The sequence below is a fragment of the Agromyces sp. NDB4Y10 genome (assembly GCF_001620055.1).
In the GTDB taxonomy this organism is placed as follows: domain Bacteria; phylum Actinomycetota; class Actinomycetes; order Actinomycetales; family Microbacteriaceae; genus Agromyces; species Agromyces indicus.
Genome location: NZ_LQGY01000033.1, coordinates 1 through 22,069 on the forward strand (window position 1 = coordinate 1; position 22,069 = coordinate 22,069).

18 protein-coding genes are annotated in these 22,069 nt (G+C 72.9%); 11 read left to right on the top strand and 7 right to left on the bottom strand.

From position 1 onward, the window contains the following. The first annotated feature begins 136 nt into the window (after positions 1-136). Together AVP42_RS08545 and AVP42_RS08550 are read left to right on the top strand one after the other, a co-directional pair. Complete coding sequence (locus tag AVP42_RS08545; protein WP_067948062.1) at positions 137-3,703, top strand: bifunctional RecB family nuclease/DEAD/DEAH box helicase; 3,567 nt, start codon at positions 137-139, stop codon at positions 3,701-3,703. Positions 3,704-3,785: 82 nt separating this feature from the next. Next, positions 3,786-4,070, top strand: a complete 285-nt coding sequence (locus tag AVP42_RS08550; RefSeq protein WP_067948064.1) for a glutaredoxin domain-containing protein — start codon at positions 3,786-3,788, stop codon at positions 4,068-4,070. Between the two features lie 322 nt (positions 4,071-4,392). On the opposite strand, the gene AVP42_RS08555 is transcribed toward AVP42_RS08550, so the two are convergent. Next, positions 4,393-5,394: an LLM class F420-dependent oxidoreductase gene (locus AVP42_RS08555; protein WP_067948066.1), complete on the bottom strand. Its 1,002-nt coding sequence runs from the start codon at positions 5,392-5,394 to the stop codon at positions 4,393-4,395. A gap of 115 nt (positions 5,395-5,509) precedes the next feature. Between AVP42_RS08555 and AVP42_RS08560 the strand changes: the two genes are divergently transcribed. Continuing rightward, positions 5,510-6,007, top strand: a complete 498-nt coding sequence (locus AVP42_RS08560) for a hypothetical protein (RefSeq protein WP_067948067.1) — start codon at positions 5,510-5,512, stop codon at positions 6,005-6,007. Positions 6,008-6,065: 58 nt separating this feature from the next. Here AVP42_RS08560 and AVP42_RS08565 read toward each other — a convergent pair whose 3' ends face one another. Both AVP42_RS08565 and AVP42_RS08570 read right to left on the bottom strand, forming a co-directional pair. Continuing rightward, positions 6,066-7,250: a hypothetical protein gene (locus tag AVP42_RS08565; protein WP_067948069.1), complete on the bottom strand. Its 1,185-nt coding sequence runs from the start codon at positions 7,248-7,250 to the stop codon at positions 6,066-6,068. Between the two features lie 141 nt (positions 7,251-7,391). After that, positions 7,392-8,828, bottom strand: a complete 1,437-nt coding sequence (locus AVP42_RS08570) for an FAD-binding oxidoreductase (protein WP_231878588.1) — start codon at positions 8,826-8,828, stop codon at positions 7,392-7,394. Between the two features lie 225 nt (positions 8,829-9,053). Here AVP42_RS08570 and AVP42_RS08575 point away from each other — a divergent pair, with 225 nt between their 5' ends. Further along, positions 9,054-10,103, top strand: coding sequence for an LLM class flavin-dependent oxidoreductase (locus tag AVP42_RS08575; protein ID WP_067948071.1), 1,050 nt, complete (start codon positions 9,054-9,056; stop codon positions 10,101-10,103). A gap of 9 nt (positions 10,104-10,112) precedes the next feature. Here the strand turns inward: AVP42_RS08575 and AVP42_RS08580 are convergent, their stop codons facing one another. The 3 genes from AVP42_RS08580 to AVP42_RS08590 all read right to left on the bottom strand — a co-directional run bounded on the left by AVP42_RS08580 (position 10,113) and on the right by AVP42_RS08590 (position 13,663). Beyond that, complete coding sequence (locus AVP42_RS08580) at positions 10,113-11,849, bottom strand: alpha-glucosidase (RefSeq protein WP_067948073.1); 1,737 nt, start codon at positions 11,847-11,849, stop codon at positions 10,113-10,115. 213 nt (positions 11,850-12,062) lie between these two features. Continuing rightward, the gene (locus tag AVP42_RS08585) at positions 12,063-12,479 is read right to left on the bottom strand and encodes a hypothetical protein (RefSeq protein ID WP_067948075.1); all 417 of its coding nucleotides are present in this window, start codon (positions 12,477-12,479) and stop codon (positions 12,063-12,065) included. A gap of 218 nt (positions 12,480-12,697) precedes the next feature. Then, entirely contained in the window at positions 12,698-13,663 is a 966-nt protein-coding gene (locus tag AVP42_RS08590; RefSeq protein WP_067948077.1) for an FKBP-type peptidyl-prolyl cis-trans isomerase, read from the bottom strand. A 110-nt stretch (positions 13,664-13,773) separates the two neighbouring features. Between AVP42_RS08590 and AVP42_RS08595 the strand changes: the two genes are divergently transcribed. Further along, the gene (locus tag AVP42_RS08595; RefSeq protein ID WP_067948079.1) at positions 13,774-14,592 is read left to right on the top strand and encodes a class I SAM-dependent methyltransferase; all 819 of its coding nucleotides are present in this window, start codon (positions 13,774-13,776) and stop codon (positions 14,590-14,592) included. 6 nt (positions 14,593-14,598) lie between these two features. Here the strand turns inward: AVP42_RS08595 and AVP42_RS08600 are convergent, their stop codons facing one another. Beyond that, positions 14,599-15,447, bottom strand: coding sequence for a sulfurtransferase (locus AVP42_RS08600; protein WP_067948081.1), 849 nt, complete (start codon positions 15,445-15,447; stop codon positions 14,599-14,601). Positions 15,448-15,544: 97 nt separating this feature from the next. On the opposite strand from AVP42_RS08600, the gene AVP42_RS08605 reads away from it, so the two are divergent. Genes AVP42_RS08605 through mnhG form a run of 6 tightly spaced genes read left to right on the top strand, consistent with a single transcriptional unit; the run spans position 15,545 to position 22,040 of the window. Beyond that, positions 15,545-18,565, top strand: coding sequence for a Na+/H+ antiporter subunit A (locus AVP42_RS08605; RefSeq protein WP_082847117.1), 3,021 nt, complete (start codon positions 15,545-15,547; stop codon positions 18,563-18,565). Continuing rightward, on the top strand, positions 18,562-19,014 hold the full coding sequence (locus AVP42_RS08610; protein WP_067948083.1) for a sodium:proton antiporter: 453 nt from the start codon (positions 18,562-18,564) through the stop codon (positions 19,012-19,014). Before AVP42_RS08605 ends, AVP42_RS08610 begins: the two co-directional genes overlap by 4 nt. After that, positions 19,011-20,624 carry a Na+/H+ antiporter subunit D gene (locus AVP42_RS08615; protein ID WP_067948085.1) on the top strand — a complete coding sequence of 538 codons (1,614 nt, stop codon included), beginning with the start codon at positions 19,011-19,013 and terminating at the stop codon, positions 20,622-20,624. Before AVP42_RS08610 ends, AVP42_RS08615 begins: the two co-directional genes overlap by 4 nt. Continuing rightward, complete coding sequence (locus AVP42_RS08620; protein WP_067948087.1) at positions 20,621-21,376, top strand: Na+/H+ antiporter subunit E; 756 nt, start codon at positions 20,621-20,623, stop codon at positions 21,374-21,376. The genes AVP42_RS08615 and AVP42_RS08620 overlap by 4 nt, the downstream gene beginning before the upstream one ends. Beyond that, on the top strand, positions 21,373-21,645 hold the full coding sequence (locus tag AVP42_RS08625; protein ID WP_067948089.1) for a monovalent cation/H+ antiporter complex subunit F: 273 nt from the start codon (positions 21,373-21,375) through the stop codon (positions 21,643-21,645). The genes AVP42_RS08620 and AVP42_RS08625 overlap by 4 nt, the downstream gene beginning before the upstream one ends. Then, the gene (mnhG, locus tag AVP42_RS08630; RefSeq protein ID WP_067948090.1) at positions 21,642-22,040 is read left to right on the top strand and encodes a monovalent cation/H(+) antiporter subunit G; all 399 of its coding nucleotides are present in this window, start codon (positions 21,642-21,644) and stop codon (positions 22,038-22,040) included. The genes AVP42_RS08625 and mnhG overlap by 4 nt, the downstream gene beginning before the upstream one ends. The last annotated feature ends 29 nt before the right edge of the window (positions 22,041-22,069 follow it).

Below are 22,069 nucleotides of genomic sequence, written 5' to 3' on the forward strand. Positions count from 1 at the left end.
GCCGTCGCCGCGGGCCGCCGTCGGCCCGGCGCGTCCGGCGTGCCGGCGCGTCCGGCGTGCCGGCCGTCGCGGGCGCGTGCGCCGGTGTCGGATGTCGCGGCTAGCGTTGATCGCACGACGAGGTCGGGAGGCTCGGATGTACCTGGTGGGCGACACGGTCGTCACGAGCGCGAGCGACCTCAAGAAGGCGTCCGACTGCGAGTTCGCGTTCCTCCGCGAGCTCGACGTCAAGCTCGGCCGCGACACGCTCTTCGAGCCCTCGACGGATGCCATGCTCGAACGCGCCGGCCGGCTCGGCGACGCGCACGAGGAGCGCGTGCTGCAGCGCTACCGCGACGAGTTCGGGGCCGGCGTGGTCGAGATCGCGCGACCCGACCTGCGCGACCCCGAGCAGCTCGACGCCGCCGTCGAGGCGACGCGAGCGGCGTTCGAGTCGGGCGCGCCGGTCGTCTTCCAGGCGACGTTCGTCGACGACGGGTTCGTCGGATTCGCCGACTTCATCGTGCGACAGCCCGACGGGCGCTACCTCGTGCAGGATTCCAAGCTCGCGCGGCGAGCGCGCGTGACCGCGCTCCTGCAGCTCGCCGCGTACGCCGCCCAGCTCGACCGGCTCGGCATCCCGCGCGCCGAGACCGTCGAGCTGCTGCTCGGCGACGGCACCACCAGTTCGCACCGCCTCGACGACATCGAGCCCGTCTACCTCCTCCGTCGCGACCGCCTCCGTCGGATCGTCGACGAGCGCCTCGCCGACGAGGCGCCGGTGGCGTGGGGCGACCCGCGCTACACGTTCGACGGGCGATGCCCGACCTGCGACCTCGAGGTCCAGGCCCACCGCGACCTGCTGCTCGTGGCCGGCATGCGCACCACGCAGCGGGCGCATTTCGTCGACGCCGGCATCACCACGATCGACCAGCTCGCCGCCTCCTCAGGCCCCGTCGAGGGCGTGCTCGACGCCACGCTCGACGGGCTCCGCGTGCAGGCGCGGCTGCAGCTCGCGGCCGAGGCGGCCGAACTCGACGCCGCGGCATCCGGCACCCGTGCCCCCGACGACCCGCCGCTGCCGCCGCCCGTCGAGGTGCGCGAGCCCGGCGCGCTCGCCGCGATCCCCGAGCCCGACCCCGGCGACCTCTTCTTCGACTTCGAGGGCGACCCGCTCTACACCGAGGGCGCCGCGACGCAGTGGGGCCTCGACTACCTCTTCGGCATGATCGACGTCGACGAGCGGTTCACGCCGATCTGGGCGCACAGCTTCGACGAGGAACGCGAGGCGCTCCTCCGCTTCCTCGCGTTCGTCCGCGAGCGGCGTGAGCGGTACCCGAACCTGCACATCTACCACTACGCCAGCTACGAGCGCACGCACCTGACCTCGATCGCCGCCCGGCACGGGGTCGGCGAGGCCGAGGTCGACCAGCTGCTGGCCGACGGCGTGCTGGTCGACCTGTACCCCGTCGTCAAGCGCGCCGTTCGCGTCGGCAGCCGCTCGTACTCGATCAAGAAGCTCGAGCCGCTCTACATGGGCGACGAGCTGCGCGAGGCCGACGTGAAGTCCGGCGGCGACTCCATCCTCGAGTACGTGCGGGCGCGCGAACTGCGCGAGACCGGCGGGTTCGACCCGGCGACCGGGCTGTCGGGCGAGGCCGCGGCACAGCACGTGCTCGACGACCTTGCCGAGTACAACCGCTACGACTGCGTGTCCACGCTGCGCCTCCGCGACTGGCTGCTCGGGCTCGCGCGGTCGCGCGGCATCGCGCCCGTTCCCGCCCTGCTGCTCGCCGAGCCCACCGGCAAGCAGTACGCGGCCAGTCCGCTCGCCGTCGAGCTCGAGCGGCTCGCCGGTCCGGCCGAGCAGCGCACCGCCGACCCCGATCGCCGGGCGCTCGCCATGGCGGCGGCCGCGATCGACTACCACGACCGGGAGATGAAGAGCTTCTGGTGGGGGCACTTCTTCCGCGTCGAGCAACCGCTCGAAGCCTGGGAGGACCACCGCGACGTCCTCGTCGTCGACCCGGCGCAGACCCGGGTGACGCAGGACTGGTATCGCGAGGGTCGGCAGCAGCAGGATCGCCGCGAGCTGCTGCTGCGCGGCCGGATCGCCCCCGGATCGCGCTTCAGTCCGGGCGCCGAGCTCTACCTGCTCTACGAATGGCCGGCGCCGTTCCCGTCCGACGTGCGGCGTCCCGGTTCCCGTGCGAGCACGCGCGCCACGGTGCTCGAGGCCGCGCCCGACGGCGTGCTCGTGTGCGAGCGCTCGGTCGCCGGCGAGACGTGGCGGGAACTGCCGGCGGCGCTGGTGCCGGGCAATCCCCCGCCCGCGGGCCGCCAGAAGGACGCCATCGCGGAATGGGCGCGCCCGATCGTCGATCGGCAGCCGGACTGGCCGCGCGACCCGGCCGTCGACCTTCTGCGCCGCATCCCGCCGCGCACGAGATCGGGATCGCTCGCTCCGCTGCCCGACCACGACTACGTCGGTGCCGTCGCGCGGTCGCTCGGCGACCTCGACGACTCCTACCTCGCCGTGCAGGGGCCGCCCGGCACGGGCAAGACCTACGTCGCTTCGCGGGTCATCGCGAGACTCGTCGGCCACCACGGCTGGAAGATCGGCGTGGTCGCGCAGTCGCACGCCGTCGTCGAGCACCTGCTCGACGCGGTCGTCGCCGCCGGGCTCGATCCCCGCCTCGTCGCGAAGGCGCCGAAGGACCGCGACGACGGCATCGACCGACCGTGGACCACGATCGAGAAGGACGGCGCGTCCGCCTACCTGGCGGCGAACGCAGCCACCGGGTTCGTCTACGGCGGCACCGCCTGGGACTTCGCGAACGCCGGTCGGGTGGGGCGTCGCGCGCTCGACCTGCTGGTGATCGACGAAGCCGGGCAGTTCTCCCTCGCGTCGACCATCGCCGCGTCGGTCGCGGCGCGACGCCTGCTGCTCCTCGGCGACCCGCAGCAGCTCCCCCAGGTCAGCCAGGGCACGCACCCCGAGCCGGTCGACATGTCCGCGCTGGGGTGGATCGCCGACGGGCACGACGTCCTCCCCGACGAGCTCGGCTACTTCCTCGCGCAGAGCCGCCGCATGCACCCCGCGCTCGCCGCGCCCGTCTCCCACCTGTCGTACGAGGGCGAGCTCGAGTCGCACGAGTGCGCCGCGCTCCGCTCGATCGAGGGCGTCGACCCGGGACTCACCCCCGTCCCGGTCGTCCACGACGGCAACACGACGGAATCGCCCGAGGAGGCGGCCGAGGTCGTGCGCATCGCCGCGTCCCTGACCGCCCGCACCTACACCGATGCGAGCGGCGGAACCGACCCGGGCCCCGCCGACGCGCGCCCGCTGACGCAGGCCGACCTCATCGTGGTGACGCCCTACAACGCCCAGCTCTCGCTCGTGCGCGACGCGCTCGACCGCGCCGGGTTCCGCGACGTGCCCGTCGGCACGGTCGACAAGTTCCAGGGGCAGGAGGCGGCCGTGGCCATCGTGACGCTCGCCGCCTCCTCGGCTGCCGCCGCGCCGCGGGGCATCGAGTTCCTGCTGCTCAAGAACCGCCTCAACGTCGCCATCTCGCGGGCGCAGGTCGCGGCCTTCCTGGTGTACTCCCCCGGCCTGCTCGACGCACTGCCGCGGACCCCGCAGGGCGTGGCGCAGCTCAGTGCCTTCGCCCGGCTGGTCGGCGTGGAACTGCCGACGCTCGACCGCGCCCCGGTCCGGTGACCGCGCCGGACGCGTTGCCCGCGCCAACCCGCGGCGACCGTCGCTGAGAATCCCTCACAGGGTATCCACGTAGGGTATCCGCATGACCACCTCGACCGACGTGAATCCCGACCGCATCACGATGTACGGCGCCGACTGGTGCGGCGACTGCCGCCGTTCGAAGGCGCTGCTCGATCGCCGCGGCGTCGACTACGAGTACGTCGACCTCGAGGTCGTCGTCGAGGGCGCGGCCCGCGCGAAGGCCATCTCCGGCCGCACGAACATCCCCGTGGTCGTGTTCCCCGACGGCACCCACTTCACCGAGCCGTCCGACGCCGAACTCGCGGCGAAGCTCGACGAGGTCGAGGCGGACTCCGCCGCCGCCTGAGCCGCGGCATCCGTCGCCCCGACGCCGAACAGCCCCCGCCCGCCCGGGCGGGGGCCGTTTCGCGCAGCCCCGGGCCGCGCCATCCGCTCGGACCGCGCCATCCGCTCGCCCCGCGCCATCCGCTCGGACCGCGCCATCCGCTCGGCCTGCGCCATCCGCTCGGCCCGCGCCATCCGCTCGGCCCGCGCCATCCGCTCGGACTGCGCCGTCCGTTCGGACTGCGCTTCTCAGGACGTCTCGCCGATTCGGCACCGTTCTCAGGACGACACGCCGCTGACCGACACGACCCGCCGGATAACTCCTGAAAAAGGCCCCGTGCCGGTCAGCGCAGGGCGGGGAGCACCTCGCGCTCGTAGAGCTCGAGCCCGGTGCGGTCGAACGCGAGCTCCGGGAAGTAGTGGATCGCGTAGCCCAGGCCGCGCTCCTTCATGTCGAGGAGCCGCTCGACGACCTGCTCGGGCGTGCCCACGGCGATCGCCGACGGCCCCCGGTAGTCGTTCATGAACCGCTCGGTCACCTCGGGTCCGAGGTACGGGGCGACGCGCGCCTCGATCGCCTCCAGGCGCCGCGCGACATCCGCCTCGTCCTCGCCGATGACGGTGTTGAAGTTGGCGCTGCGCACGATCGAGTCGTAGTCGCGGCCGAGCCTGTCGGTGTGCCCGCGGAGCACCTCGCTCTTGTGGCTGAACTCCTCGGGGCTGCCGAAGAAGTTCGTGTACGACGCGTACTTCGCGGCGATCTTCAGCGTCACCTTCTCACCGCCGCCGGCGACCCACATGGGAATGCCGCCGGGCTGCAGCGGCTGCGGCTGCACGATCGCGCCGTCGACCTGGTAGAACTCCCCGTCGAGGCTCGCACGGCCGGTCGTCCACGCCTGGTGCATGATCTCGACGCCCTCGCGCAGCATCCGCAGCCGCGCGGGAGCGTCGGGGAACCCGTACCCGTACGCGCGCCACTCGTGCTCGTACCATCCGGCGCCGATGCCCATCTCGATGCGCCCGCCGGAGATGAGGTCCGCCGTCGCGGCGACCTTCGCGAGGTAGGCCGGATTGCGGTACGACATGCACGTGCACATCTGGCCGAGCCGCACGCGCGAGGTCGAGGCGGCGAACGCCGACATCAGCGACCACGCCTCGTGCGTCGCCTCGGTGTCGCTCGCGACGGGGACGGTGTGGAAGTGGTCGTAGACCCAGATCGACTCCCACGGCGAGTCCTCGCGGTCGGCGTGCGCCGCGAGGCCGTGCATCGTCGACCAGTGGTCGGCCGGCTCGATGCCGACGAGGTCGTGGCGCCATCCCTGGGGAACGAAGAATCCGAATCGCATCCCGCAAGCCTAGGTCGGCCGGGGAGGCGGTCGCAGGGGTTGCGGAAAACGGATGCCCCGATCTCAGCGTCACCCCTGATGCCGCCGCCGGGCCGCGCCCGTAGCGTCTGCGCACATGTCGCACCTCACCGATCACGCGCACGTGCACCCGGACCAGCTCTCCGCTGTGGCGATCACGTCCGGCGGGGTTCGCCTGATCCACGTCGCCGGCGTCGCCGAGTGCCCGAGCGAGCTGTGGCGGGTCGAGTTCGTCCCCGCCGGGCCCGCGGGCGTCGGCACGTCGCCCGAACGGCTCCGGCTCGGCATCCGCTCGACGCCGCCGCGACGCCGCGGACGCGTCCGCCGCGCACGCGTCGCCTTCGAGGCCATCATCGAGGACCCCCGCACGCGCGAGATCGAGGTGCACCTCGAGTGCCAGCCGGCGGTCGTCGTGCCGGTCCTCGAGGCGGTCCCCGGCTTCGGCGCCGGCGCCCGCGCCTCACGGCCCGACGCGCACCGCCGCCTCGCCCCGATCTCCACGCTGGTCCGGGCGATGGCGGATGCCGCGACCCGCACGCTCCACGCCGCCCGCACCGCCGTCGCCGCCGCCGGCCCGGTGGCCGCCACCGCCTGACGCAGACCGCGGGGCCGCCCCGTCCGGAGCGACCCCGCGGCATGACGCGGACTCCCGCCTACGTCAGGGCGAACCGCAGCTCGGCCACGGCCGGTCCCGTCCATTCGGTGTCCTGGAGGTCCTCCCCGCGCACGGTGACGACCTTGCCGCCCCGCGACAGCACCATCATCGCCAGCTCGGGCAGGAGGTCGCCCGCGCGCGTCCCGTCGGCGAGCGCCGGTCCGCCGCCGTTCGAGGTGGCGAACTCGACCGCCCCGGATTCGGGGTCGAGCGTGCCGTTGACCGAGGTGGTGAAGTCGAACCAGAGCGTCTCGACGCCGCCCTCGGCGGCCATCCGACCGATCGCGGCGAGGTCGCGCTCGACGCGTCCGGCGCTGCCGTCGGCGAGACCCTTGAGCGCCGACTTCGCCTCCCGCACGTTGAGCGCCGCCAGCTGGCGGCGGAGTTCCTCGTCGATCTCGGCCGCGTTCAGGCGGTCGGCGCCGCCCGGGACGGCCACGACGCGGCGTCCGTTGTGCGCCCGATCCATGAACGACGTGAGCAGCGGCTCGGCCGCGAACACGAACAGCGGCACGCGGCCGTCGGGGTCCTGGGTGTGCAGCGCCTGCCAGACCGCGTCGGCGACCTGCTTGGCGTAGTTGTCCTGGATCTCGGGGCGGCGGTCCTGCTCGGGCGTACCGCGGTCGCCGTGCCCGGCGCCCTTCTTGCGGATCGGTTCGCCGAGGTCGCGGTTGACGGCCTCCTCGAGGTTCTTCGGCAGGTTCGGGTCGAGCGGCATCTCCTCGGCGCGCGAGGTGGGCAGCGCATGCCACAGCGCCCACTCGTTCGACGACAGGGTGACCGCGAACGCCTCCTGGTCCTGGCTCGGTGCGCGCAGCAGTTGTCCGAGCGTGAAGTGCGATCCGACGTGCACGGCGTCGTCGAGCCGGTTCGGCAGCACGTACACCTCGTTGAAGCCCGGTGCCGCGAAGACGGCGAGCGAGCGCGAGAGCGACCTCCACACGTCGTCGTCGGCGAGCACCCGGTCTCGTTCGGCCTTGAGCGCCGTGATCGCCGCCGGGTCCTCGCCGTCGGCGCGGAGCCGGTCGAGCGCCTCGTCGAACGCGCTCTTCACCGCCGTCTCGGCGCGTTCCCGTTCGCTGACGATCGGCGCCGTCGAGGCGTAGATCGTGACCGCGGGATGGTGCTCACCGGCGAGCGTCGTGAAGTCGCTCGGGGTGGGCAGTTCGTAGTGGACCGTCATTCGTCCTCCTCCGATTCCGGCGACGACGACCTCGCCGTCGCGTGTCCCCAGCCTAGGAACCTCGGCTCCGATCCGACAGACCCAGCGGGACATGGAAAACGGACCCGGCCGTCCGGCCGGGTCCGTTCCCGCGTGGTTCCGTCAGCGGCGCACGGGGTGGTTCGAGCGGATGACGCCCGTGGGGTCGATCGCCGCCTTGAGCGCCCGCAGCCGTGCGAGTCGTCCGTCGTCGCCGAAGAAGCGCTCACCGGCGGCGGGACGCTCGGTGAAGTTGAGGTACTCCTCGGCGGCACGCCACGGCTCGATGCGGGCGAGCAGGCGTCCGAGCGATGCGACGACCGCGTCGATCGTGTCGGGTGCGGCGATGCCGACGCCGAACACGAGGTAGCGCCCCTCGAACCCGGCGATCGCACCGGGGGCGGGCAGGTCCCGTTCGGCGGCGAGCTCGACGGCCGCGGACGGGTCGAACGCTCCCCCGAGGTGGCGGATCTCGGCCGACAGCAGCGCCGTGTCCGACTCGGGTCCGACCGCGGCGATGAACGCGCGCACGGCCTCGGCGGGCAGGTCCTTGAGCATCATGGCGTCGCCGTGGCCGGGGGTCGGTCCGGGCGGGTCCATGTGCAGCTGCAGCAGCTCGGCCGGGGCCTGCGGGTGGATCGTGTCGATCTCGGGCGCGAGCGCGCGCAGCGGCGCGAGCAGGCGGTCGGCGACCTCGGGCGTCTCCTGCACGACGGCTTCGATGAGCGCGAACGAGCGGCCGGAGAGGAACGGCGGCAGCTCGGGCATGATCGGGAAGCGCAGCACCCGCCCGACCGACGTGACGGTGTCGGGCACCGACGCGGTCCACTCGGCCCAGGTCTCGAGGACCTCGCCGGCGCGGTCGATCGGGAAGAACAGCGCCCCGGCGATGACCTGCTCGATCGCGAACAGGCCGAACTCGAGGGCGGTGACGACGCCGAAGTCGCCGCCGCCGCCGCGGACCGCCCAGAACAGCTCGGGGTCGTGCTCGGCGTCGACGCGGCGGAACTCGCCGTCGGCGGTGACGAGCTCGACCGCGACGACGTGGTTGGCCGCGAGCCCGTGGGCGCGTCCGAGGAACGAGACGCCCCCGCCCAGCGTGTACCCGACGACGCCGACGTCGTGCGACGATCCGGCGAGCGCGGTGAGTCCGTGCGGCGCGGTGGCGGCGACCACGTCGCCCCAGAGCGCGCCGGGCTCGACGCGGGCGATGCGCTGGTTGGGGCGCACCTCCACGCCGCGGAGCTCGTGGGTGCGGAGCAGGATCGCGTCGGCGAGCCCGTGGCCGTCGACGAGCGGTGCGGCGTTGTGGCCGGTGGCCTGCGGGGCGACGGCGAGTCCGAGGTCGCGTGCGGCGCGCACGGTGGTGGCGATGTCGGCGACGGATGCCGCGACCACGACGGCCGCGGGCCGCTGGTCGACGGCGAGGTTCCAGGCCGCGCGGACGGCGTCCCAGTCGGCGTCTCCGGGCAGGTGGAGCCGACCGTCGAGCCGCTCGTCGAGCATGGCGAACGCCTCGCGCAGCGAGAGCGCGACGGTGTCGAAGGCAAGGGAGTTCACGGGTGGTTCCTTTCAGGTGCGTGGGTCGCGGGCCGGGCCGAGGTAGGGCGCTTGCTCCGACGGCCGCCCGGGTTGCCGGGGGCGCTCACGACGGGTTCCATCCAATGACGTGCGGGGCGCCCGGGACAGAGGGTCATCCCCCGGATCGGCTCAGGGTTATCCCGTGCTTCCGGTCGCGGTTCGCCGTCCGGAATACCCGCGCGACCGGCCCGGTTGGGGAGAGGGATGCTGCTCACACCCCGTCTCTCAGTGCTCGACCTCGTGCCCGTGCGGAGCGGCCAGACGTCGGCCGATGCCGTCGCGGCATCCGTCGCCCTCGCCCAGGTCGCCGACCGCCTCGGCTTCACCCGCTACTGGTTCGCCGAGCACCACAACATGCCCGCGGTGGCCTCGACGACGCCGCCCGTGCTCATCGCCGCGACGGCCGCGCGCACGGAGCGGATCCGCGTGGGGTCGGGCGGCGTGATGCTGCCGAACCACGCGCCGCTCGTGGTGGCCGAGCAGTTCGCCGCGCTCGAGGCGCTCGCGCCGGGGCGCATCGACCTCGGCATCGGGCGCGCGCCCGGCAGTGACCCGGTGATCACGCAACTGCTGCGCATCTCTGGGCCGACGGCCGATGTCGACCGCTTCCCCGACCATGTCGCCGACATCCTGAGCCTGCTCTCGCCCGACGGGGCGACGCTGCGGCTGACGAGCGGGCGCGAGTACCCGATCCAGGCCACCCCCGCGGCGACCGCGGTGCCCGAGCTGTGGCTGCTCGGCAGCTCCGACTACTCGGCGCGGCTCGCGGCCGAGCTGGGGCTGCCGTACGTGTTCGCGAACCACTTCTCGGGCGAGGGGCTCGAGCGGGCCCTCGAGCTGTATCGCTCCGAGTACCGGCCGAGCGAGCGGCATCCGTCGCCGCAGACGATCCTGACGCTGAACGCGGTGGTCGCCGACACCGCCGACGAGGCCGAGCAGCTCGCGCTCCCCCAGCTGCGCTCGATGGCGCGGCTGCGCCTCAACCGGCCCATGCGCCCGCTCGAGACCGTCGACGAGGCACTCGCGGCGCCGCGCGACTCGGACGCCGACGAGGTCATCGCGCGCATGCGACCCCGCTGGGTCGTGGCCGACGCGGATGCCGCGGCATCCGCTGTGCGCACCCTCGCCGAACGCCACGGCGTCGACGAGGTCATGATCGCGCCGGTCGCGGGCGCACGGGCCGACGAGCCGGCGGATGCCGCATCCGGCCGCGCCCGCACGCTCGAGCTGCTCGCCGCCGGCCTCGCCCCCTGAGGCGACGCGTCAGGCGCCGGCGGCGTAGACGCGGGCCTCCCACGGCGCCAGCGACGCGTCGAACGGGGCCGGCGAGTCCGGGATCGTGTTGGTCAGGATCGGCACGTCGCCCGGCTCCCCCGCGCCCGTCCCCCAGCGCGCCGCGACCTCGTCGGGGAACACCGGGTCGTGCTCGGCCGACGTCAGGTTCACGACGACGAGCAGCCGTTCGGCCCCGTGCACGCGCTCGTAGGCGAGGATCGCCGGGTGCCCGGCATCCGCTCGCTCGAACGAGCCGTGGGCGACCACCGGCCGCTCGTGCCGGAGCGCGATGAGCTGCCGGTAGTACTCGAACACCGAGCCCGGGTCGCCGAGCTGCGCGGCGGCGTTGATGCGGTCGTGGTTGGGATTGACGGCGAGCCACGGCGTGCCCGACGTGAAGCCCGCGTTGGTCGTCGCATCCCACTGCATCGGGGTGCGCGCGTGGTCGCGGCTCATGAGGCTGAGACCGTACAGCGCGTCGGCGACCGCCGTGCCGCTCGCGACCTCCTCGGCGTACGCGTTCAGCGACTCGACGTCGCGGTAGTCGTCGATCACCGAGAACGGCGCGTTCGTCATGCCGAGCTCCTGGCCCTGGTAGACGTACGGCGTGCCGCGCATGAGGTGCAGCATCGTCGCGAGCGCGGTCGCCGAGGCGTACCAGTGCTCGTCGGCGTCGCCGAATCGGCTGACCGACCGTGCCTGGTCGTGGTTCTCGAGGTAGAGGCTGTTCCAGCCGACGTCGTGCAGGCCCTCCTGCCACTTGACGAGGGATGCCGCGAGCTCGCCGGGCTCGAGCGGCCGGGGCCGGAACTTGCTGATGCCGTGGTCGAGCCCGACGTGCTCGAACTGGAACACCATGTCGACCTCCCGGCGGCCCGGGTCGGTGAACAGGATCGCCTCGTCGAGCGTCACCCCCGGCGTCTCGCCGACCGTGATGAGCCCGTCGCGCCCGTCGAACACCTCGCGGTGCATCTCCTGCAGGAACTCGTGCAGGCGCGGGCCGTTGGTGTACGACGCCCCGCCGTCGCCGTACCGCTTGCCGTCCCGAACGGGCCCGTCGGGCAGTGACGGATGCTTCGAGATGAGGTTGATGACGTCCATCCGGAAGCCGTCGACGCCGCGGTCGAGCCACCAGCGCATCATCTCGTAGACGGCCTCCCGGACCTCCGGGTTCTCCCAGTTCAGGTCGGGCTGCTTCACGTCGAACAGGTGCAGGTAGTACTCGCCGGTCGCCTCGTCCCACTCCCACGTGGGACCGGAGAAGAACGACTCCCAGTTCGTCGGCTCCGCACCGGGGTCGCCGCCCTGCGTGCCCTCGCGCGGCGGGCGCCACCAGTACCAGTCGCGCTTGGGGTTGTCGCGGCTCGACCGCGACTCGACGAACCACGCGTGCTCGTCGGAGGTGTGGTTGACGACGAGGTCCATGACGAGCTTCATGCCCCGGGCGTGCATCGCCGCGAGGAGCTCGTCGAAGTCGGCGAGCGTGCCGAACGCGGGGTCGATGTCCTGGTAGTCGCTGATGTCGTACCCGTTGTCGGCGTGCGGCGACCGGTAGACGGGCGAGAGCCACACCACGTCGACGCCGAGGCGTTCGAGGTGGTCGAGCCGTTGCATGATGCCGCGGAGGTCGCCGACGCCGTCGCCGTCGGAGTCCTGGAAGCTGCGCGGGTACACCTGGTACACGACGGCCGACTTCCACCAGTCGGGTGCGATCTCGTTCCCCATGCCCCGATCCTTCCAGCCGGGCGCCCCGGCGTCACCCCGCAGTGCAGGACGTGCGGTGGAATGTCGGACGCGAACGCCGGGTCGCGTCCTGCAGATCGCGGAACGTCCTGCGAAGGCACCGCCCGGACATGACGATGCCCCGGGCGCGGGGCCCGGGGCATCGGGTGGGTCGGGGTGCGGCGGTGCGGCGGTGGCGCGCCGCGCCGCGGCGGGTCAGGCCGCGAGGCCGAGCCGGCGCAGGTCGTCGCCCGACGCGCGGTGCTCGCCGCCCTCGGCGACGTGCGCCTCGCGCGGGACCCGGGCGCCGTTCTGCACGCGCGCGTTCGCGCCGACGGCCGCGTACGGCCCGACGACCGCGAAGCGTCCGACGACGGCGCCGCGTCCGACGTGCGCGTTCACGCCGATGGTCGCCTTCTCGGCGACGATCGCGTCCTGCTCGATCCAGGCGCCGTGCGAGATGACGGCTCCGCGCTGCACCTGCGCGCCCGGATCGACGTAGGCGGTCGGGTCGACGAACGCCGTCGGATCCACCTTCGCGGTCGTCGCGACGAGGCCACGACCGTTGACGTGCTTGCGGTAGCGACGCAGGATGCCGGCTTCGTCCTCGAACTCGACGTAGCTGATGCCCACGTGTCCTCCAATCGCCGGAACCGGGTCAGGTCGGGTCGGTCCCGGATACAGGTACAACATCACCCCTGACCGGGGCATTCCCAGCCTCGTGGCTGCACCTGAATACCCGCGGGGATATCGCTGTGGCGCACCTGCGAGCCGGGCCGCGAACGACGACGCCCGCGGCATCCGCTGCGGTGAACGGATGCCGCGGGCGCGGCGTCGGGGCGGACGTCAGGTCAGTTGTCGCGGACCTCGAGGATGTCGACGACGAACACGAGCGTCTGCCCGCCGAGCCCGTTCGCGGACTCCTCCTCGCCGTAGCCGAGCGCCGGCGGGATGGTGACGATGAGCTTGCTGCCGACCTTCTGGCCGACGAGCGCGCCGCCGAAGCCGGGGATCACGTCGCCCGTGCCGAAGCGCGCCGGGTCGGGGTTGCCGAAGCTCTGGTCGAAGATCTCCTTCGTCGCCCAGTTGAGGCCCTGGTAGTGGAGCGAGACGACCTGGCCGGCCTCGACGGTGTCGCCGTCGCCCTCCTCGAGCACCTTGAGCTGGTAGTCGGCCGGCGGCTCGGTGTCGGGGATCGTCACGGTGGGCACGCCGTCGCCGTCGAACTCGACCTCGGGCACGTTCTCGGTCCACTCGCTGGGGGTGGGCAGGTCCTCGGCCTCGACGACGTCCTGCACGTCGGTGACGATGACGAGCGTCTCGCCGGGCTCGACGCCGATCGACTCGTTGCCCTGCTCGCCGTAGACGGACGACGCGGGCGCGACGGTGACGACGCGGGATCCGATCGGCACGCAGTCGACGCCCGCGAGGAAGCCCTCGTAGAGCGAGCCGTCGCCGATGGTCAGCGACGTGGGCTGCGAGAAGACCTGGTCGCCGGTCGAGCCCTTGAAGGCGGTGACCACGACGGAGACCTCGTCGCCGGGGGCCGTGACGTCGCCGTCGCCCTCGATGTCGAGCGTGCGCTGGAGCTCCTCGGCCTCGAGGGGCGTCTCGAACGAGGCGGTGGCGGTGGCGCCGAACTCGCCGTCGACCTCGACGGCGTCGCTCTGCTCGCCCGCGTCGACCTCGAGGCACGCGGCGGCCTCTTCGGAGGCGGTGGGCTCGGGCTCGGCGGGGTCTCCGGCGCAACCGGTGAGGAGCAGGGCGGTCACGGAGGCGAGCGCGATGGGCGCACCTCGACGCAGGGCACGGTTCATGAGGGATTCTCGTTTCGATCGGGGAGCGAAGTCGCCCTCCAGTCTGCACGCAATCCGCTTTCCGTTTGCTGAGTCTTCACGGATCGGCCGGTGGGCACCACAATGTGCACATGGGGGATGTCAGGGCCGAGCCCGATTTCATCACGTCGTTCCGGGGCGGATGGGAGGCGTTCGCCGAACTCGACGAGGTGATCTGGAACCCGATCTCGCGCGCGACGGTGCTCCGCTCCCAGCCCCGCTTCGACGAGCGCGTGCTCGACGCGTGCGCCGGCGACGGCGCGTCGGCCGTGCCGACGGCCGAACTCGTGGGGCCGGGCGGGGTGGTCGACGCGGTCGACCTGGCCGAACCGCTGGTCGAGATCATGCGCGAGCGCGCGGGCGAGCGGATGCCGCAGCTGCGCCCCCAGGTGGGCGACGTCACGACGTGGCCGTACACGGGCTACGACCTCGTGCAGTGCGTGCTCGGCATCCTGTTCTTCGAGGATCCGGCGGCCGGCACGCGGCATCTCGTCGAGTGCGTGCGACCCGGCGGCCGCGCCGTGTTCACGGTGTGGGCGACCGGCGCGATGGACCGTATCGGCGAACTCCTGGCCGAGGCGCTGCCCACCGACGACGAGCGCGTGCCGAGCTTCGACGACGCGCGCCGCGCCACCATCGTGGGCGCCGACACGGCCGGCAACTTCGCCCACTGGCTCACCGAGCGCGGCCTCGCCGACGTGCGCGCCGAGGTGGTGCCGCGCCACCTCGACCTCGATCCCGAGCTGGCCTGGCGCCTCGTGACCGGCACGGGCTTCCGGGCGTTCATCGGCGGACTCGACGACGAGACGCGCGAGGCGGTCCGCGAGCGCTACGTCGCGGGGCTGTCCCGCGGCTCCGCCACGGTGGACCTGACCACGCTCATCGCCGTCGGCCACCGACCTCCGGAGTGACGGGCGTCAGTCGCCGCCCGGCTCGGGTCCGGTCGCGACCGGACGCTCGCGCACGTTCGACCACTGGCTGAACGATCCCGGGTAGAGGGCGGCGTCGAGGCCCGCGACGGCGAGCGCGGCGACCTGGTGCGCCGCGTTCACCCCCGACCCGCAGTACACGGCGAGCGGATGCCGCCCGTCCGCGCCGAGCGCCGAGAACCGTTCCCGCAGCACCTCGGCGGGCAGGAACCGCCCGTCGGCGCCGAGGTTCCCGGTCGTCGGCGCGGACACCGCGCCGGGGATGTGCCCGGCGCGCGGGTCGATCGGCTCGACGTCGCCGCGGTACCGCTCGGCCGCGCGGGCGTCGAGCAGCACCCCCGCCTCGGCGGACGCGAGCGCGTCGGCCTCGTCGAGGTCGACGACGGGCATCCCGCCGAAGCGGGCCGTCGCGTCGCCCGGCTCCGGCACGACGTCGCCGGTCTCGAGCGGCAGGCCGGCCTCGCGCCACGCGCCGAGGCCGCCGTCGAGCAGGCGCACGTCGCGCCATCCGGCGTGCCGCAGCAGCCACCACGCTCGGGCCGCCGACATGCCGCCCGCGTCGTCGACCGCCACGACCAGGTCGCCCCCGCGCAGGCCCCAGCGCCGCATGGCCTCCGTGAACGCGGCCTCGCCGGGCAACGGATGCCGCCCCTCGCCGGTCGCCGAGTGGTCGGCGAGCTCCGTGTCCAGGTCGACGTAGACGGCGCCCGGGATATGCCCTGCGCGGTACGCGTCGCGTCCGTCGGGCTCGGCGAGGGTCCATCGCACGTCGAGCACGACCGTGCTGGGGTCGTCGAGCCGGGCGGCGAGTTCGGCGGCGTCGATGAGCACGTGCATGCGGCCATCCTCGCAGTCCGGAGGGCTCCCGGCATCCGTTCACGTGCCCCCGATAGAATGACCGGACAGGAACGGTCGATGCGAAGCGGGAGGATGGATGATCCTCTCGCTCGTGCTGTTCGGGCTCGTGGCCGTCGTCACCCCGTTCGCAGCGCGGGCGCTGGGTCGCCGCATCTTCCCGGTCATCGCGCTGGTCCCCGCGGGCGTCTTCGCGTGGCTGCTGTGGCACGTGCCCATGACCGCCGAGGGCAGCGTCGTCACCGAGCGCATCCCGTGGATCCAGGCGCTCGACATCTCCCTGTCGTTCCGGCTCGACCCGCTCTCGCTCCTGCTCGCGCTCATCGTCACGGGCGTCGGCGCGCTCGTGCTGCTCTACTGCACCTGGTACTTCCGCGACGACGAGCCGAACCTCGGGCGATTCGCGGCCCTCCTGCTCGGCTTCGCGGGCGTCATGCTCGGCCTCGTCACGGCCGACGACGTGTACGTGCTGTTCACGTTCTGGGAGTTCACGAGCGTGCTGTCGTACCTGCTCATCGGGCACGACTCCGCCAAGCGCGAGAGCCGTGGCGCCGCGCTGCAGGCCCTCACCGTCACCGTGTTCGGCGGCCTCACGATGTTCGTCGGCCTCGTCGTGCTCACCGTGGCGGGCGGCACGACGTCGCTCGCCGAGCTCATCGCCAACCCGGTCGTCGGGGTCGCGGGCGAGGTCGGCATCGCACTGGTGCTCGTCGGGGCCATCTCCAAGAGCGCGCTCGTCCCCTTCCACTTCTGGCTCCCGGCCGCGATGGCCGCCCCCACGCCAGTGTCCGCCTACCTGCACGCCGCGGCGATGGTGAAGGCGGGCGTGTACCTCGTGATGCGGCTCGCGCCGGGGTACGCGGAGCTCGCCGTGTGGCATCCGCTGCTCATCGGCCTGGGCGCGTTCACGATGCTCGTCGGCGGATGGCGAGCGCTGAGGCAGACCGACCTCAAGCTGCTGCTCGCCTACGGCACGGTGAGCCAGCTCGGCTTCCTCGTGCTCGTCGCCTCGATCGGCACCCGCGACGGGCAGCTCGCCGCCGGCGCACTGCTCCTCGCGCACGCGCTCTTCAAGGCGGCCCTGTTCCTCACGGTCGGCATCATCGACCACGCGACCGGCACGCGCGACGTGCGCGAGCTGTCCGGCCTCGGCCGCAGCATGCCCTGGATCGCGGCGATCGCCACCGTCGCCGCGGCCTCGATGGCCGGCCTGCCGCCCGTGCTCGGGTTCGTCGCGAAGGAGACGGTGTTCCACGCGCAGCTCGCGTACGGCGCCGAGGGCGGCGCGTGGGCGTGGGTCGGGCTCGTCGGGGCGATCATCGGCTCGGTGCTCACCGTCGCGTACAGCGCGCGATTCGTGATGGGCGCCTTCGGGCGCAAGCCCGGCGTGCCCGAGCCGCCGCTGCACCGCGAGTCGCCGCTCATCGCGGTCGCGCCCGGCGTGCTCGCGGTGACCTCGCTCGCCGCCTCGATCGGCGTCGCCGCCATCGAGCCGCTCATCGCCGCGGCATCCGTCGGCCTGCCCGGCCCGACCGAGTACAAGCTGGCGCTCTGGCACGGGTTCGAGCCGGCGCTGTTCATCTCGCTCGGGGTCTACGCGCTCGGTGCGCTCATGGTGTGGCGCCGCGCCGCGGTCGCCCGCGCGCAGGCGGCGCTGCCCGACACGTTCGAGGCCGGTCGCGGCTACCTGCGCATCGTGCGCGGCGTCGACCGGTTCGCCGCCTGGCTCACCACCTTCATCCAGTCCGGCGGCCTGCCCGGCTACCTCGCCGTGACGGTGAGCGTGCTCATCCTCGGCGTCGGCGGCGCGGCGCTGATGAACGACAGCTGGCCCTCCGACGTGCGCTTCGCCGACGAGCCCGCGCAGCCCGTGGTCGGGTTCGTGATCATCGTGGCCGCCCTCGCCGTGGTGGTGCTCCGCCAGCGCCTGGCGGCGGCCCTGCTCGCGGGCGTCACCGGCTTCGGGCTCGTGGTGCTGTTCGGCGTGGGCGGCGCGCCCGACCTCGCGCTCACCCAGGGCCTCGTCGAGGCGATCACGATCGTCGTGTTCGTCCTCGTGCTGCGGCGGCTGCCGCGGAACATCCAGAGCCGCAAGTCCACGGTGAGCGCCCCGGTGCGCGCCGTCATCGGCACGCTCGCCGCACTCGTCATGGCCGTGGCCGGACTCGTGGCGCTCGGCGCACGGCAGGAGCCGGCGATCTCCGAGGGGTACCCGCCGCTCGCGCTCGAGGCGCACGCCAAGAACATCGTGAACGGGCTCCTCGTCGACATCCGCGCGTGGGACACCCTCGGCGAGGTGTCGGTGCTCGTCGCCGTCGCCACCGGCGTCGCGAGCCTCATCTTCGTCTCGGGCCGCACGGGCGGCGCCCCGCGGCTCGACCTCGGCGCGCCGCGCGACCGGCTGCGGCCGCTGCCCGAACCGGCCGACACGATGCGCTCGGCGCGGCGTCGCCTCTCCGACGTCGACCACGAGACGGATGCCGCGGCCGAGGCCGCCGCGACCCGCCAGACGTGGCTCCTCGCGGGCCGCACCATCTCGCCTCGCAACCGCTCGATCCTCATCGAGGTGCTCGTGCGGCTGCTGTTCCACCCGGCCATCGTGGTGTCGGTCTACCTGCTCTTCGTGGGACACAACTCCCCTGGCGGCGGGTTCGCGGGCGGGCTCGTGGCCGGGCTCGCGCTCGTCGCGCGCTATCTCGCGGGCGGGCGCTACGAGCTCGGCGAGGCGCTGCCCGTCGACGCCGGCCGCGTGCTCGGCGCGGGGCTCCTCCTCGCCGCGGGCACGGCCGCGATGCCGCTGCTGTACGGCGCGACCGTGTTCGAGTCGACCTGGTTCGAGACCGAGGTGCCCGTGCTCGGCGTGCTCTCGATCGGCACCTCGACGCTCTTCGACATCGGGGTCTACCTGATCGTGGTCGGGCTCGTGCTCGACATCCTGCGCACGCTCGGCGCCGAGATCGACCGGCAGATCGACGAGGCCGGTGAGGACGCGGTCCCCGCCGACCCCGCCGAGCCGGCCGACCCGACGCGACCCGTTCGCGACCCCGACCTGCCCGCCGACCCCGCGGGCGCCACCGGACCCGGGAGGGCCGAGGCATGACCCCGACCCTGGTGCTCGTGATCGTCGCGGCGGCGCTGTTCGGCGCCGGCGTGGCCGTGATGCTCGAGCGGAGCCTGACCCGCGTGCTCATCGGCTTCCTGCTCGTCGGCAACGGCGTGAACCTGTTCATGTTCTCGATGGCCGGCGCCCCCGGTCTCGCGCCGCTGCTCGTCGACGGCGTCGACGAGGCCGCGCTGTCCGATCCGCTGCCGCAGGCGTTCGTGCTGACGGCCATCGTCATCAACCTGGGGCTGACCGCGTTCATGCTCGCGCTCGTCTACCGCACCTGGTGGCTCGCGCAGCTCGGCGCGCAGGGCGACATCATCGGCGACGAGGAGGACGCCGAGGAGGACGCCGTGGAGACCGCCGGGCTCATCCGCAGCACCGCCGAGGACGACCGGGCCGTGCAGGACGTGCTCGACGCGAGCGACGAGGAGGTGCGCCGATGACCGACGCGCTCGTGCCGCTCATGGTGCTGCTGCCGATGCTCGGCGCGGCGACCGCGCTCATGCTCGGTCGGCACCTCCGGGCCCAGATGGCGGTGAGCACCGGCGTGCTCGCCGCGGTGGCGACGATCGCCGTGGTGCTGCTCGCAGAGGTCGACGGGTCCGGTTCGGGCATCGCGGTCGAGGTCGGCGCCTGGCCGGCGCCGTTCGGCATCGTGCTCGTCGTCGACCGGCTGAGCGCGATCATGATCATCATCTCGGCGATCATGCTGCTCGGCGTCCTCGTGTACGCGGTCGGGCAGGGCATCGCCGACCAGCACCGCGAGACGCCGGTGTCGATCTTCCACCCGACCTATCTGATCCTGTCGGCCGGTGTCTTCAACGCGTTCGTCGCAGGCGACCTGTTCAACCTCTACGTCGGGTTCGAGATCCTGCTCTCCGCGAGCTACGTGCTGCTCACCCTCGGCGGCACGGGCGAGCGGATCCGCGCGGGCATCACCTACATCATCGTCAGCCTGATGTCGTCGCTGTTCTTCCTCAGCGCGATCGCGCTGATCTACGGCGCCACGGGCACGGCGACGATCGCCCAGCTGTCGGTGCGCATCGCCGAGCTCCCCCAGGACGTGCAGCTCATGCTGCACCTGCTGCTGCTCATCGCGTTCGGCATCAAGGCCGCGGTGTTCCCGCTGTCGTTCTGGCTGCCCGACTCGTACCCGACGGCCCCCGCGCCGGTCACGGCGGTGTTCGCGGGCCTGCTCACGAAGGTCGGCGTGTACGCGATCATCCGCGCCGAGACCGTCATCTTCCCCGAGAGCGACCTGTCGACGCTGTTCCTCGTGGTGGGCGGACTCACGATGGCCGTCGGGATCCTGGGCGCGCTCACGCAGGCCGACATCAAGCGACTGCTGTCGTTCACGCTCGTGAGCCACATCGGCTACATGATCTTCGGCATCGGGTTGGCGAGCATCGCCGGCCTCGCGGCCACCATCTACTACGTCGTGCACCACATCACGGTGCAGACGACGCTGTTCCTCACGACGGGCCTCATCGAGCGGTTCGGCGGCGCGACCTCCATCACGCGACTCGGCGGGCTCCGCAGCGCGTCGCCCGTGCTCGCGGTGCTGTTCTTCGTCCCGGCGCTGAACCTCGGCGGCATCCCGCCGTTCTCCGGGTTCCTCGGCAAGGTCGGCCTGTTCGTCGCGGGCGCCGACGCTGCGAACGGCACGGCCGCCTCCCAGACCCTCGGCACCTCCTCGACGGGTCCGGCCTGGCTGATCTGGGTCGTCATCGCCGTCGGCACCGCGACCTCGCTCGTGACGCTCTACGCCCTCGCGCGGTTCTGGAACCTCGCGTTCTGGCGTCCCACCGGCGATGTCGAGGGATACCGCTCGGCGATGATCGACTCGATGCAGGAGGCTCCGGCGGGCGCCACCCTGGTCGCCACGCGCACCACCCCGCGCCTCATGGTCGCCGCCACGACGGCCCTCGTCCTGCTCACGGTGGCGCTGACGGTGTTCGCCGGTCCGCTGTACGACCTCGCGGGGCGCGCGGCCGAGAACCTCCGCGATGCGAGCGTCTACGTCTCGCTGGTCTTCCCCGAGGGGGTGCGATGACGACGGATGCCGCCGGCGAGCGCCGGACCCCCGAGCCGGAGGAGTTCTCCCGGTGGGAGGCGGTCTGGCGCCAGCTGCCGCTGCTGCTCGGCCTCGTCGCCCTGTGGGTGTTCCTGTGGGACCACATCGACGTGCTGACGGTCACCACCGGCATCCTGCTCGCCATCGGCGTGACCCGGCTGCTCTACCTGCCGCCGGTGCTGCTCAGCGGCCGCTTCAACGTGTGGCGCGCACTCCTGCTCGGCCTCCGGATGATGTTCGACGTCGTCGTCGCCTCCATCCAGGTCGCGACGAAGGCCGTGTGGCCGACCTGGCAGCCCATGAACGCGATCATCGACGTCCAGCTCCTCACCCGTTCGGACCTCGTGACGACGCTCACCGCCGAGGCGATCTCGGTCGTCCCCGGCACCGTCGTGGTCGACATCGACCGCGAGCGCGGGCTGCTGTACTGCCACGAACTCGGTGCACGCGACCAGGCCGACATCGACCGGGCGCGCGAGCGGATCCTCCGCACCGAGGAGCGCATCGTGCTCGCCATCGGCACCCGCGCGCAGGCGCGGGCCGTGCACGAGGCGCGCCGACGTCGGCGGGCCGGCGAGACCGGGGCGACGCCCACGGTGCCGACCGGCGACGTCACGCCGTCCCAGACCGCGCCGCGGCATCCGGTCGCCGAGCACGACGCCGCGTCGGAGACCCGCGACGTCGACCGCGACCGCGGCGACGCCACCGACCGGAACGGAGGCATGCCGTGACCCCGCTCGCCATCATCGGCCTCGCCGCCGCGACCATGTTCGGCGTGGGCGCGATCGCCGCCATCGTCCGCATCATCCGCGGCCCGTCGATCCTCGACCGCGCCCTGGCGACCGACGTGCTGCTCGCGATCGCCATGTGCGGCCTCGCCGCCGAGATGGCGATCAACCGGCACACCGACACGCTCGTGGTGCTCCTCGTGCTGGCCATGTTCGCCATCGTCGGTTCGATCGCGATCGCCCGGTTCGTCGCGAAGCAGGACGCCTCATGACCGCGTTCGAGCTGGGCGTGGGCGGGCTGATCCTGCTCAGCGCGTTCCTGTCGATGGCCGCCGGCATCGGCATCCTGCGCTTCCCCGACGTCCTCACCCGCCTGCACGCCGCCACGAAGCCGCAGGTGCTGGGCCTCGCGGTCGTCCTGCTCGCGATCGTGCTGCGCGTACCGACGTGGGGCGTCGTCTCGACGGCGGTCCTCATCATGACGTTCCAGCTGCTCACGCAGCCCATGACCGCCCACATGCTCGGACGCGCCGCCTACCGCAGCGACCACGTGCGGCGCGACCTGCTCATCGAGGACGACCTCGGTCGCGACATCGACGAGCACGAGCACGAACTCGAGCGCGCGCCCGAGTCGGACGAACTGCGCGAGGACGGCCCCGCGCGCTGACGGCGCGATCCGCCATCACTCGCGACGGC